The sequence below is a fragment of the Vibrio sp. K4 genome, from assembly GCF_051122595.1.
GTDB classification, from domain to species: domain Bacteria; phylum Pseudomonadota; class Gammaproteobacteria; order Enterobacterales; family Vibrionaceae; genus Vibrio; species Vibrio owensii.
This window is the reverse complement of record NZ_CP178578.1, coordinates 2,319,310-2,332,777: the sequence shown is the minus strand read 5'-3', so window position 1 is coordinate 2,332,777 and position 13,468 is coordinate 2,319,310. Positions and strand designations below refer to the sequence as shown.

The 13,468-nt window shown below is 46.6% G+C and carries 11 protein-coding genes; 6 read left to right on the top strand and 5 right to left on the bottom strand.

Translation table 11 applies throughout. The features are described 5' to 3' along the window. Positions 1-52: 52 nt before the first annotated feature. Positions 53-1,585 carry a nitric oxide reductase transcriptional regulator NorR gene (norR, locus tag ACLIIY_RS27975; protein WP_434528970.1) on the bottom strand — a complete coding sequence of 511 codons (1,533 nt, stop codon included), beginning with the start codon at positions 1,583-1,585 and terminating at the stop codon, positions 53-55. A gap of 190 nt (positions 1,586-1,775) precedes the next feature. Here norR and norV point away from each other — a divergent pair, with 190 nt between their 5' ends. The 6 genes from norV (at position 1,776) to ACLIIY_RS27945 (ending at position 7,737) form a co-directional block, all read left to right on the top strand. Then, positions 1,776-3,275: an anaerobic nitric oxide reductase flavorubredoxin gene (gene norV / locus ACLIIY_RS27970; protein ID WP_434528969.1), complete on the top strand. Its 1,500-nt coding sequence runs from the start codon at positions 1,776-1,778 to the stop codon at positions 3,273-3,275. Between the two features lie 10 nt (positions 3,276-3,285). After that, the gene (gene norW / locus ACLIIY_RS27965; RefSeq protein ID WP_434528968.1) at positions 3,286-4,434 is read left to right on the top strand and encodes an NADH:flavorubredoxin reductase NorW; all 1,149 of its coding nucleotides are present in this window, start codon (positions 3,286-3,288) and stop codon (positions 4,432-4,434) included. A gap of 42 nt (positions 4,435-4,476) precedes the next feature. Continuing rightward, a complete protein-coding gene (locus ACLIIY_RS27960; protein WP_434528967.1) occupies positions 4,477-4,815 on the top strand; it encodes a DUF1971 domain-containing protein in 339 nt (112 codons plus the stop codon). A gap of 320 nt (positions 4,816-5,135) precedes the next feature. Next, positions 5,136-5,993 (top strand): DUF2608 domain-containing protein, encoded by an 858-nt coding sequence (locus ACLIIY_RS27955; RefSeq protein ID WP_005441218.1) that lies wholly within the window; start codon positions 5,136-5,138, stop codon positions 5,991-5,993. 425 nt (positions 5,994-6,418) lie between these two features. Beyond that, positions 6,419-6,742, top strand: coding sequence for a DUF3302 domain-containing protein (locus ACLIIY_RS27950; RefSeq protein ID WP_020194030.1), 324 nt, complete (start codon positions 6,419-6,421; stop codon positions 6,740-6,742). Continuing rightward, positions 6,742-7,737, top strand: coding sequence for an HlyD family secretion protein (locus ACLIIY_RS27945; protein ID WP_434528966.1), 996 nt, complete (start codon positions 6,742-6,744; stop codon positions 7,735-7,737). The genes ACLIIY_RS27950 and ACLIIY_RS27945 overlap by 1 nt, the downstream gene beginning before the upstream one ends. 65 nt (positions 7,738-7,802) lie before the next feature. Here ACLIIY_RS27945 and ACLIIY_RS27940 read toward each other — a convergent pair whose 3' ends face one another. The 4 genes from ACLIIY_RS27940 to ACLIIY_RS27925 form a co-directional block, all read right to left on the bottom strand. After that, the gene (locus ACLIIY_RS27940) at positions 7,803-8,708 is read right to left on the bottom strand and encodes a LysR family transcriptional regulator (protein ID WP_434528965.1); all 906 of its coding nucleotides are present in this window, start codon (positions 8,706-8,708) and stop codon (positions 7,803-7,805) included. Between the two features lie 144 nt (positions 8,709-8,852). Further along, positions 8,853-9,788, bottom strand: a complete 936-nt coding sequence (locus tag ACLIIY_RS27935) for an ADP-ribosylglycohydrolase family protein (RefSeq protein WP_434528964.1) — start codon at positions 9,786-9,788, stop codon at positions 8,853-8,855. Positions 9,789-9,989: 201 nt separating this feature from the next. Beyond that, on the bottom strand, positions 9,990-11,222 hold the full coding sequence (gene manA, locus ACLIIY_RS27930; protein ID WP_434528963.1) for a mannose-6-phosphate isomerase, class I: 1,233 nt from the start codon (positions 11,220-11,222) through the stop codon (positions 9,990-9,992). Positions 11,223-11,299: 77 nt separating this feature from the next. Continuing rightward, entirely contained in the window at positions 11,300-13,207 is a 1,908-nt protein-coding gene (locus tag ACLIIY_RS27925; protein WP_039975052.1) for a PTS fructose transporter subunit IIABC, read from the bottom strand. Positions 13,208-13,468: the final 261 nt, after the last annotated feature.

Below are 13,468 nucleotides of genomic sequence, written 5' to 3'. Positions count from 1 at the left end.
ACATCGATTTTCTTGCTGAATTCCACCATCTCACACGCTTTTTACTCAATCCCTATTTTATCCCTAAGCGCTTCGCTAATCGGTGTAAGTTGCCGTTGTCCAGTTCCAACTGACGTGCCGTTGCAGCCCAGTTGCCTTGGTTTTCTTCCAGTGCTCGAACAATCATCGCTTTTTGGAAGGCATCTGTGGCAAGCTTTAATCCACCTTCTGGTAGCTCAAGCCGAGAGTTTTGCTCCGTTTCTTCAACATTCTTGATGTTCTGATTCGGCGTTCGAATATCAAAATCTTGCTCAACCAACTCAATGTCTATGGCGTGAGTACGTGCTTTTGCCAAAACACCAGCACGTTTAATGACATGTTCAAGTTCCCGAACATTGCCGGGCCATGAATAGTCTTTGAGTGCTTGCACTAACGTGGGGGACAAACGAATGCTGTTTAATCCCAATTTGCTTCTTAAGCGTTCGGCAAAAAAGCCTGCGAGTAACACCACATCGTCTTCACGTTCACGAAGAGGTGGAACATGAAGCGGGAAGACACTTAGGCGGTGATATAAGTCGGCTCGGAAGCGACCAGCAGTCACTTCTTCATGCAATATACGGTTGGTGGCGGCGACAATGCGTGTGTTGACTCGAATATGGCGATCATCACCCACACGTTGAATGTCGCCGTATTGTAGAGCTCGAAGTAACTTAGCTTGCAGTTCTAACGACAGTTCGCCGACTTCATCTAAAAACAGTGTGCCGCCATCGGCTTGTTCAAACTTACCCTTACGATTGCTGATTGCGCCTGTGAATGCGCCTTTGATATGGCCGAACAACTCGCTTTCCGCGACTGATTCTGGCAGCGCCGCACAGTTGAGGTAAACCAAAGTATTGCTAGAGCGGCTAGAACGATGGTGAATAGCGCTGGCAACCAACTCTTTACCTACGCCCGTTTCTCCCATGACCAACACAGACAATTCAGTATCGGCGACTGCATCAATCTGCTCTTGAAGATTCTTCATTCCCGGAGAGTTACCAATGATTTCATTACTTAAGGTGCGTTTCTCGGCGTAAGAGTCGCGTGGCAGGCTCGCTTGTGTCTCTAGTTGTTCTAGTAGGAGTGCAGTGTGTAGGCCACCTGCTGCCAACGCGCTGACAAAACGTAACTCTTGGTTGCGTAGCCCATCAAATTGGTTGGGGTCGAAGGCGTCAATCGTAATGGCACCAATCAGTTGATCGTCGATCAGCAAAGGCAAACCAATGCAGGAATGGACATGCAGTTTGTCATCGTGGTTTGGAATCAAGCCATCGTATGGATCAGGTAAGTCGCTGTCGGAGGGAAAGCGCACGATATCGCCTGCTCGGGCAATGGCTTCTAATCTTGGGTGTTGCTCAATAGAGAAACGGCGTCCAAGGACCTCTTTCGCCAATCCATTGATCGCTAAAGGTTTAAAGTGCTGATCTTCATACAAAAGAAGGGCAGAAGAGTCACACTTCAATACCTCTCGAATCGTGGTTAATAACGTATCGAAGCGAGCCTGTTGAGTGAGCGCCGAGTTAAGGTCTTGCGTGATGTGTAGCCATTGCGCGATTAAAGAAGTCATAGCCAATACCAATTGTGTCAATATGACTATTGTAGTGTCTAAATGACAATTTTCAACTGTGTCTAAATGACAGTTATTAAAGTTGGTTTTTAATTAAGATATTGAAATACATAGCAATTAAAAGTTGGCACGCCCAGTGCAATACAAGAAGAAATTATTTTTGTTTATCTCGTCATTCAAGGTAGTAATTATGACAATTCACGTAAAAAACAACATCCACTGGGTAGGTCAACGCGATTGGGAAGTTCAAGACTTCCACGGTACAGAATACAAAATGACAAAAGGTACCAGCTACAACAGTTATCTAATTCGTGAAGAGAAAACCGTATTGATTGATACGGTCGATCATCGATTCAGTCAACAATTCGTCCAAAATTTAGAGATGGAAATCGACCTTAAGTCTATCGATTTTATCGTGGTAAACCATGCAGAAGAAGATCACTCAGGTGCATTGTCGGCTTTGATGGAGAAGATTCCGAACACGCCAATTTACTGTACAGAAGCGGCAATTGATTCGATTGTGGGTCATCACCACCATCCTGAGTGGAACTTCAAAACCGTAAAAACGGGCGACAGCATCGATATTGGTAACGGTAAGCAATTGGTCTTCGTGGAAGCGCCGATGCTGCATTGGCCGGACAGCATGATGACTTACCTAACTGGCGATGCAGTGTTATTCAGTAACGACGCATGTGGTCAGCACTACTGCGATGAACGCTTATTCAATGATGAAGTGGATCAAAATGAGTTGATGGAACAGTGTTTGCGTTACTACTCAAACATCCTAACGCCATTTAGCAGCTTGGTAACCGCAAAAATCAAAGAAGTGCTGAGCTTCAACTTGCCTGTCGACATGATCGCAACGTCACACGGTATTGTATGGCGCGATAATCCGGTTCAAATCATCGAGCAATACTTGGCGTGGGCAGACAATTATCAAGAAGATCGCATTACGATTTTCTACGATTCTATGTCAAACAACACCCGAATGATGGCCGATGCAATCGCGCAAGGCATTCACGATGTCGACCCTAGCGTGGCGGTCAAAGTCTTTAATGTCTCTAAGCATGATAAGAATGAAATTCTCGCCAACGTATTCCGCTCAAAAGGCATCTTGGTTGGTTCGTCTACCATGAATAACGTCATGATGCCGAAGATCGCAGGCATGCTAGAAGAAATTACTGGTTTGCGCTTTAAAGCGAAGAAGGCCGCTGCATTCGGTAGTTACGGTTGGAATGGTGGCGCGGTGGATCGTATCCATGCTCGATTGACCGACGCAGGCTTTGAAACCGCAGTGAGCTTGAAAACCAAATGGCGACCAGATGGTAAAGCGATGCGTGAATGTCGCGAACATGGTCAGAACATCGCGAAATTGTGGGCGAAGCATGACCTGACAAGTCCTGTTATTTCGCCGGCGATTGCTGCGTCTGCACCACAAGTTCAATCACAATCCGCTGCGCCAGCGACAACACAGGCGGTAGTAGATGCTCCTAGCAACCCTACTACCGAGGCGCATCCCGCAGATTGTCAATGCATGGTTTGTACCGTTTGTAATTGGGTATACGACCCAGCAAAAGGCGAGCCTAACCAAGGCGTTGAGCCGGGTACGGCATGGTCTGAAGTGCCAGATTACTTCTTGTGCCCAGAATGCCACTTGGGTAAAGACGTCTTTGTTGAATACAACGGGTAAGGGGGCGAATATGCAAGCACCTATTGTGATTATTGGTAGCGGCTTTGCGGCTTACCAATTGGTGAAAACAGTGCGTCGAATGGACGCACATATTCCGCTGCAAGTGTTTACTGCTGATGATGGCGCGGAATACAACAAGCCCGATTTGAGTCATGTATTCAGTAACAAGCAAACTGCCCAAGACTTGGTAGTTAAAAGTGGTGAGGCGTTTGCACAGGAACACAACATCGAACTGTTCGCCCATACAATGATTGAGCATGTCGACGTGCAAGCTCAGCAAGTGGTAGTCAATGGTCAAGCCTACCCTTACTCCAAACTGGTGTTTGCGACAGGCGCGAAAGCCTTTGTGCCGCCAATATCTGGTGATGCAGCACCTGAGGTGATAACGCTGAACTCGCTACAAGAATATCAATTAGCGGAAGAGCAAATCAGTCGGGCGAAACGAATTCTAGTAATGGGTGGTGGTTTGATCGGCGTCGAGATCGCCATGGATCTCGCAACCAGTGGTAAAGCAGTTACGGTGGTTGAGCCAAATCCCCGTTTGCTCGCTAACTTGATTCCTGAATTCGTTGCATTGCCGCTTGAAAACCAACTTAAGCTGCAAGGTATTCAACTTGCCTTGGAGACTGGAGTTGTCGCGATCAATCACTCAGATGATTCGCTGGTGGCAAGCTTGAGCAAAGGTAAAGCAATTGAAGCCGATGTAGTGATTTCAGCGGCGGGCTTACGTGCTAACACTTGGTTAGCGAAGGCTTGTGGGGTGAGCGTGAACAAAGGCATCGAGGTGGATGCTCGATTACAGACATCAGCAGCCAATGTGTTCGCATTAGGCGATTGTGCTGAAATCCAAGGTCGAATGATGCCTTATCTCCAACCGATCGTGCTAAGTGCCAATGCTTTGGGCAAACAGCTACTAGGGCAAGAAGCAGAGTTGAAACTACCGCCTATGATGGTGAAGGTCAAAACACCGAGTTATCCAATTCAATTGGCAGGCGATTTTAGTTCGGTGACGAACTGGAGCGTGCAGATTTCTCAAACTGGCATTGCCGCGAAAGCAGAAGATGAAAATAGCCGACTCATGGGCTTCGTCGTGACGGGAGAACAAGTTACGCAAGCATTTCCATTACTTCGAGAGTTGTCTCAAGCCGGTCAGGTTTAACCGATTTAAACGAAAAGAATTGTAATTAGAGAGGGTATTATTATGTCGCATCTACGAATTCCTAAAGACTGGACTGTTCAACGTTCAACGCCTTTCTTCACTAAAGACAATGTGCCACCAGCGCTACTGACTTATCACAATACCGCTGAGGGAGTGTTTGGACAGCTTTGCGTCATGGAAGGGCAAGTGACTTACTACGGCTTTGCTGATGAACACGCAACAGAAGCAGAAGTGGTGGTGGTGATTAATGCAGGCCAGTTTGCTACCAGCCCACCGCAGTACTGGCACCGTATTGAGATGAGCGATGATGCTCAGTTCAACATCAATTTCTGGTCGAATAAAGACAAGAGTGGGCAAGCGATGTTCCGCGCGAAGAAATAACGCATACAGATGTGAATACAGCGCTAATTTGTCGGGAAGAAGCGTTTTCTATCAAGCTTAATCATTAAGCGTAGGTAAAAGGGCAGGGATTCGTCTCTGCTCTTTTTTTGTTTGTCGCAAGCTGGCGCCTTGAAGCACAGAAACTTTGTGGGAGATCCGATGAGCGGAGTTCCAAAATGAAACCTTGCTCCCATTTATGTGATGTACATCAACTATATAGTCGGAACGTAACAACAAGTTACTGTGTTTTTGTTATGTTATAACGTAAATATTGTTTGACGAACTCGAGCTAGTCGAAACAATCAAACTAAGGAAATACTATGACGCTAAAAAAAGCGGTTCTATTTTGCGCTCTGTCTTTTGCTACCAATGCAATGGCGGATGTGGTTGTCAAAGATACCAACAGCTTTAACGACGTTGCGGCTAAAGTAAACCAACTCAAACAAGCAGGAAAAAGTCCCCTGATTGTGGTCGATATTGATAACACATTGCTGACTTCAACGTCCGATATCGGTGGTGATATTTGGTACCAATGGCAACGAGGCAAACTCGATGTGAAGCCAAAAGAATCTGACAAAGTAGACTGCCTGTTCCAAGACTCTATTGGCATGTTGTACGAACTGGTTCCGATGAAAACCATTGAAAGTGATGTACCTGCCATGCTTCGTGGTTGGCAAGATGAGGGCTTAACGGTTATGGCGTTAACGTCTCGCTCTCCAAACTATCGCTACGCGACCGAACGAGAGTTAATGCGTAACCAATTCGATATGACTCGTACCGCGCTTAAGGAAAAAGGGGCGGAATCTTTGCCGGTTTATATTGATAACCCTGAGCGTCCGATGAGTTACATCAACGGCGTCATGATGACCACGGGAATGAACAAGGGCACCATGCTTGAGTACATTCTGGATAAAACAGGTCAAAGTTTCAGTGACGTCGTGTTTGTCGATGACAGCAAAAAGAACGTCGTCAACATGGAAAATGCTTACAAAGACGACAAAGCGATTGATATGACGATTTTCCACTACACCAAGGTGGAGCACGACCGCATTGCTGCCAATGGCACGGTGCTAACGCAAGAGCAAGCCAACAAGATGGCAAGTGATTGGAAAGCATTAAACAAAGTCTTAGACCAGATCGCCCCAGCGCGTATTGGTGACACTTGTTTAGGTCAGTAAACAGATAAAAGTGATTTTAGGTTTGTTGCTTGTGCCGAGTTATTAATACCCGTTTAGAGAGATGGAGGGGTCCAATCGATTTTTTCGGAATATTTACTGGTCTTGCAACCTTATCCAAAGCGATATCAATATTGGTATCGCTTTTTTTCTGCCTGTAGAAAGCGAGATTCAATCCTGTTCTGCTTATTCTGAAATTATTCAGGGTTTGAATGGGTATAGAGGTCTAACTTGATGATTTTATGGACAATTAAATATCACTAAACTGTCATTTAAACAGGAATCAATAGTCCTGATGTAAGCCTCATCCTACTATTTCTTCATTGCGACGGAGCGACAAGCTTAAGGAAAGTCATCACTCAGTTACGTTTTAGCAGTGTTTAGTGCGTCTTAAACATCTAGAACGTCTTAAACTAGGAGCTTCCACAATGAATTTAACCCTGGACTACGCCTCTCTGGCGATCTTATTTGTGGTGCTGTTGATTCTGATTTTTGGATTGATTGCCCTGCACGATATTCCCTACGAAATTGCGAAAAAGCGTAACCACCCTCATGCCGATGCGATTCATGTTGCGGGTTGGGTGAGCTTGTTCTTTCTCCACGTGATTTGGCCGTTCCTTTGGATCTGGGCAACCATGTACGACGGAGAGAAGAAAAACTGGTTAGGTGCTAAGCCTTCTATATCTCAACAAGATTACGAGCAGCTGTTGGCTCGCATCAATCAACTTGAGCAAGCGAGAGGGGAAGAATAATGGAAACACTCATCATCTTAAGTTACGTAGCGCTGTGCGTTATCGTGTTTCGAGTATTTCGTGTGCCTAAAACCAAGTGGACACTCACTACTGCGTCGGTCATTGGCATGTTCATCGTTGGTTGGATTTTTCTCTACATGGCGATGTATCAACCGGTTTCTCGTATGGCGCGTTTGTATAGCGTGACGACGCCAATCACTTCTCAGGTAGAGGGCATGGTTACCCAAGTGTATGTGCAAGGAAACCAGCAAGTGAAAGCGGGTGATCCACTTTATCAAATTGACGACACGCCATTTAAAGACAAAGTGAACCGTATTCAAGGTGACATCAAACGTACGGAATCAGCGATTGATTTTTACCAATCTGAATTAGCGAGATACAAAAAGCTGGGCAGCAAAGGATATTCTTCTCAAGAGAAAATCGACAACATTGAGAACCAATTACTGGAGCAAAAAGCCAATCAAAGCAAATACCAATCCGAGCTTGAGGTTGCACAGTTTAATCTGAGCAAAACCACCGTTACCGCACCAACGGATGGGTATGTCACGCAAGTGGCGCTGCGTCCGGGTATGAAGAGTCGTATTGTGCCGTTTCAAGGCAACCTGACCTTTGTTCACAAAGAAGATAAACAGCTGTTTGCTGCATTTAAGCAAGCACCAGCGCGATATGTGAAAGTCGGTTATCCGGCGGAAGTGACCTTCAATACCATTCCCGGTCATGCATACAAGGCGCATGTGACACAAGTGAATGACATTTTTGCTCAGGGCGCGGTATCACCATCAGGGAATATGAAGTACCCAGAGCAAACTCCTGCTGGTGGCCGAATCTTAGTGAAAGTGGAATTGGATAATCCAGACTTAGTCAAAGACATGCCATTGCCATCTGGCACTGATGCACATGTCGCGGTGTACTCACCGAAATGGGAAATGTTCAGCATTGTACGTAAAGTAATTTTGAGAATGCAGAGTTGGCAAAACTGGCTATTCGAAGGCTAATGACATCAAGGGCAAAGCAGCACGCTTTGCCCTTTTTCTATGGGTGTACTGCTATTGTTCGTCTGTTACTCAATGGATTGCGAGACCGCTTGTTTAATCGCATTCCTCAGCCATTCATGTCCTTTGTCGTTCTTCTGTGATTGGTGCCAAGTCATGTAAATAGGTACCTTATTGGCTTCAAAGGGCAACGGGAAAGCGTTCAATCCGAGCTTGCTTGCCAAGTTGTCAGAGAACCAACGCGAGGTAACGCATATCCAGTCGGTTTGAGACACTAGCTGCAGCGCTGTCATACTCGAGCCTGTCGAATATGCCACTTGCCTCGGGGGAAGCGTATCTTCGATGATCAAAGAGTCTAAAGCGTTGGTGTTGAGTCGCTGCGTTCGCCAAGTTACATGAGATTCACGCATGAAGTCGTCGTACGTGAGCTCGCCCTGAATACGAGGATGATCTTGGCTTACTGTCACCATAAGTTCCTGTTCAGACAGCAATTCATTGTGATAACCATGATCCGTCAAAGGCACGGTAGCAAGAATCACATCCACGCGTCGACGTCTTAAGTCGTCTTGACGGTCTTGTTCGTTTAAGTGTTCCACATCCGCTTCAATAGACACCAATGGTGCATGCTGAGATTTGTATTTCGCCAAAGCTGGCACGAGCATTAAATCGATATCTTTATGGCTAGAGATTCGAAACGTGCGTTGGCTGGTTTCTGGCGTGAATTCTTGACGAGATTTCGAACCGTTGATCAATAGGCTCAAAGGCTCTTTGATTTCTGCGTGTAGCTCAATCGCGAAATTCGTCGGGACGATACCTCTGCCTTGACGAACAAATAGGGGATCTTGGTATTGATCTCTTAACTTGTTGAGTGCGTGACTCACGGCGGGCGCAGTGATGTTTAACGCGGTAGCGGCATCGTTGACGCTTTTTGATTTCATGACCGCATCAAACGTTTTTAACAAGTTAAGGTCCATAGGCTATCTCTTTGATTTGCTTTATCTTCAATGTAGGTGGATAGCGTAAAGATTTCGAGGATTATTTCTGTCAGGCGAGATTCAAATCATCACCAACGAAAAGACCAGAGTTTGGGTTCTGTTCTTTTCGCTGGTTGAAAAGGGTTATAAACACTGCAGTAAACGCCGAGGTAGCGCGGTTTGATCCATCCAATGATTTGGAATCGACATTGGTGTGTCGTAGTAACTTGCCCCAAGAATGGCACCGAGCGGAATAGCCCGCCCGCTTGAATCGCCGCCACAGTAAATGTTCTCACGCATGGTGGTTTCATAGCTTTCTGAGTTCATCAACAAATGACAAATCACCACAAATGAAGCGTCTAAACCGCAATGCATTCCAACGGACTCCGCAACGCTGGTGGCGCTTCTGCCGCTCATCGCTTCTGCACGTTGAATATCGCTGGAAATCTTTGGAGAAACCGTCTGAGCTGCCATTACACACGCTTTGGGCGCAGCGCCTTGCAATGCCATCTGAATCATCACTGCGACAGCTTGGGCATACATAACAGCGGTGTCGTTGTTATTGGTAACCCGCACGGCGGAATCGACCAGTTTAGCGAGTTTGTCATCATCAGAATGAAAAGCCACCAAAGGAGGAAGCTTAGATAGTGCTGGATTTTGCGTGTCGTCAGCCCCACACAAAGTTACGCGCAGTTCTTTGGCTTCCAACTCATGAATGTTGAGCAATGTTTGCTTAGTCGGTTTGTCTGTATAGCCCTGCCATTTACCACCAAAATCAAACCATTCTCGAAAGGAGCGAATGTAACGCGCCTCGTCGTAGTGTCCGGTTTGAACCAGAGCGTCTAACATGGCAACAAGCTGCGCGCCATAGTGGGTGAGGTCACCGACTTGCTTGCTACCGTGGGCAAAATAACCTTTGTCATGGTATTCAGTTCGGTTAGGTTGATGAAATTCCGGATGCGGAGAACCAAACTGCCTGATGAGTTCTTGATCGTAAAGCCAATGAAATCCGAGAGATGCTGCATCACCGACGAGTGCGCCGATAATGGCATGAAGAGAGCGAGCGTTTCTATGAGTCATCTTGCCACCTTTATCAACAGGGCTACTCAATAAGTCTTACACAGTTTCTTGGTTTTGTAGGGAAATTTTTCTGTTTTGGATCAAGACTATAGTGCTCAATTAACCATTGCTTTACTAGGGTTAAAAAGATTAGGGTTAAAAGCAAAACGCCCCGCGAGTGGTGAGGCGTTGGTTTTAGTGGCGTACTATTAATAATAACGATTAGCTGTAAGCGCGTGCGACACGACCTTCACAATCCAAAGTAACCTGTTCTGCGTAAGCCGGAATGAAAACTGATTGTCCTTTTTCAACTGCGCATGTTTCGCCGTTGGCGTGAGTTAGCACAAGTTTGGTGTCCAGAGGCATAAGGATCTCAGCGGTTTGAACTTCTAGAGTACGCTGGTGAGCTTGTTTAACGATGGCGAATTTGAAATCGTCCACAGGAATTGGGTATTCCAACATATCGTCGATTTCAGTCGGTGCAAGCAATAGGCTGTCTAATGGCTTCTCATTGAAGCGTGTGCACGCAACGAGCTCTTTCACGTCCATGTATTTTGGTGTCAGACCTGCGCGCAGTACGTTGTCTGAGTTCGCCATGATCTCTAGACCTGTACCTTTTAAGTAAGCGTGTGGCGTTTCTGCATCCAAGAACATGGCATCCCCCGGTTGTAGGGTAATCACATTAAGCATCAGTGGTGCAAACAAGCCAATATCGCCAGGGTATTGCTTCTCTAGCTCAAGAATCAGGTTGAACAGAGGTAAGTCGGTGATGCGAGCTTGAGCCAATAGCACCGTCAACGCCATCTCTTTCTGTTCGCCCTCTAGTGACAGTAGACCCGAGAAGAAGGTCGCCAAGCCAGTTGGCGTTTGGTTTGCGATAAGGTCATCCACCAAGTCTTGTAGCTCAGGAATCGCCAGTTCAGAGAAGAAGCTGATGATTTCAACTGTTGGGCGGAAGCCATTCATCGCTTGGTATTCGGTTAGCGCGTAAACCAACTCAGGTTTGTGGTTTGGATCTTTGTAGTTACGGTTTGCTGCAGTTAGGGGAATGCCTTGTTTTTCTTCAAGTGCAAAGCCTAATTCTGCTTGTTGTTTGTTTGGGTGGACCTGAATCGACAGTGCTTTCTCTGCGGCAAGCACTTTAAACAGGTATGGAAGTTCACCAAAACGGTTTGCGACTTCTTCACTCAGAAAGGCATTCATGTCTTGAGCAATCAGTGAAGAGAGTTTGGTCTCCTCACCGTTTACCATCACCAATGAGCAACCGTTTGGATGCGCGCCCATCCATACTTCTGCTTGTGGTTCGCCCGTTGGGTTTTCAATGCCAAACAGTTGGTTAACAGAAGTAGTACTGCCCCAAGCGTAGTTTTGAATCACGTTGTTCATCAGGAAAAACATCGGATGCTTAGCTTGAGTTTGAATCGTTTGTGTATCGGACATCGTTAAATCAGACATAGAGTGTCACCATGAGAGAAAATCATGGCTTGGGCGACATTGCCCAAGCCATAGGAGCCATTTGGGGGTAGGGGCGATTAAGCGGCTGCTTGCATCATTTTTGCTTTGCGAACTTTCTTCAGAGTTACACACGTTACTGCGGTAACCACTGCGCCGGCTGCCATACAAATCAGAGCAAGTACTGGGTGGTTCATCGCGCCAAGTAGAGCGACAACTGGACCGCCGTGAGCAACACTGTTAGTAATGCCGAATGAGAACGCCATTACTGCCGCCACCATTGAGCCAAGTACGTTTGCTGGAATCACTGACATTGGATCTTGCGCTGCAAACGGAATCGCACCCTCAGAGATACCAACCAGACCCATAGCGCCTGCTGCTTTACCCGCTTCGGTTTCTGATTCTTCGAACAGGTCGAACTTACGACCAAGCGCCGTTGCCAGTGCCATGCCTAGAGGTGCAACTGGGATTGCACACGCCATCGCACCCATAAATTGAGTTTGACCACTCGCAATCATGCCTACAGAGAATAGGAACGCGACCTTGTTGAATGGACCACCCATATCGAAGCCAGCCATACCACCAAGTACGATGCCTAGTAGAACGACGTTACCTGTACTCATGCTTGTTAGTAGCGCAGTCAGACCGTCCATTAGGCTTGCGATTGGCGCGCCGATAACGAAGATGAAAAGACCAGCGATGAATAGCGAACCTGTGATTGGCGCAATCATGATTGGCACCAAAGGTTGAATGAATTTGTGGTAGTTAATCGACGTAATCCACTTCACGAAGTAACCCACAAGCAGACCAGCGATGATGGCACCGATAAAGCCTGTACCTGCGTCTGCACCGTAGAAAGAACCGTTGTTTGCAATCCAACCACCGATCAAGCCAGGAGCTAGAGCAGGACGGTCAGCAATCGCGTAAGCAATGTAACCCGCTAGGATTGGGATCATCAGCGTAAAGGCAACCACACCTACGTTGAGGATTTGGTTCCACATGCTGCCTTCAGGAATAGCCATGCCCGCTTCACTTGGTTGACCACCGACTGCAAGAGCAAGTGCAATCAACAGACCACCTGTGACAACGAATGGGATCATGTGTGATACGCCGTTCATCAAGTAGCGGTAGAGGTCCGAGCGAGCCTGAGAGGCTTTGTTTGCAACAGACGCTTGTGCATTGCTGCTTGCTTCTGCTTGGTATTCTGGAGCGCTTAACGCTTCGTTAATCAGACCTTGTGCATCACGGATAGGTGCTTTTACGTTGGTTTTAACCACGCGTTTGCCCGCAAAGCGGTTCATGTCGACTTGCTTGTCACATGCCACGATGATTGCGTCTGCACGCTCGATTTCTTCTGCGGTTGGGCTGTTTTTCACACCGATTGAACCGTTCGTTTCAACCTTGATTTCGTAACCCATCGCCGCTGCACCTTTCTCTAGCGCTTCTGCCGCTAGGTAAGTGTGCGCAACGCCCGCAGGACAACCAGTAACACCAATGATGAAGCCTTGGTTTGCTGGTGCGTCTGTCACTGCTTGCGGCTCTTCTTTAGCAAGTAGGAGTGCCAGTGCGTCTTGGCTGTTTGCTGCACCTAAGAACGCATCAATGAAACCATCTTCAATCAGTTTTGAAGACAGCTCTGCAAGTACTTCGATATGGTGGTTATCGCCACCGTCTGGAGAAGCGATCATGAAGAACAGTTTTGAAGGCAAACCGTCTTCTGCGCCGTATTCGATACCTGATTTGCTTACGCCGATCACAACCGCTGGTTCAAGAACCGCTGCGCTTTTCGCGTGTGGGATAGCAACGCCATCCTCAAATCCGGTGTTACCTAATTCTTCACGTGCTTTTATATCTGCAAGAAATTGCTCTTGGTCTGAAATACGACCTTGGGCGTGTAGAACTGCAACCAGTTCTTTAAATACGTCTTCTTTTGAAGTCGCTTGAAGATCAAGCTTAATCAAGTCTTCATTTATTAGTTTGGTGATCATTGTCGAACCCCTATAAATATAATTTTTATTTCAGGGGTATTTTGAAATTAACCAAGCGGAGACAGTAGTGAAGAAAAAATGCATTTACTGGACGATTGTAACCGCCCGACTAGAGTGTGATGTAGATCGTCTACTGGATAAACTTACTGCATATCTGTGACATTATGTGGAAGTCGATGAACCATAAGTGAAATGTGTTATTGCTCCCATATATAAGGGTTTGAAGGCTTTGTTGATGATTTGCTAGACTGGATAATTGAT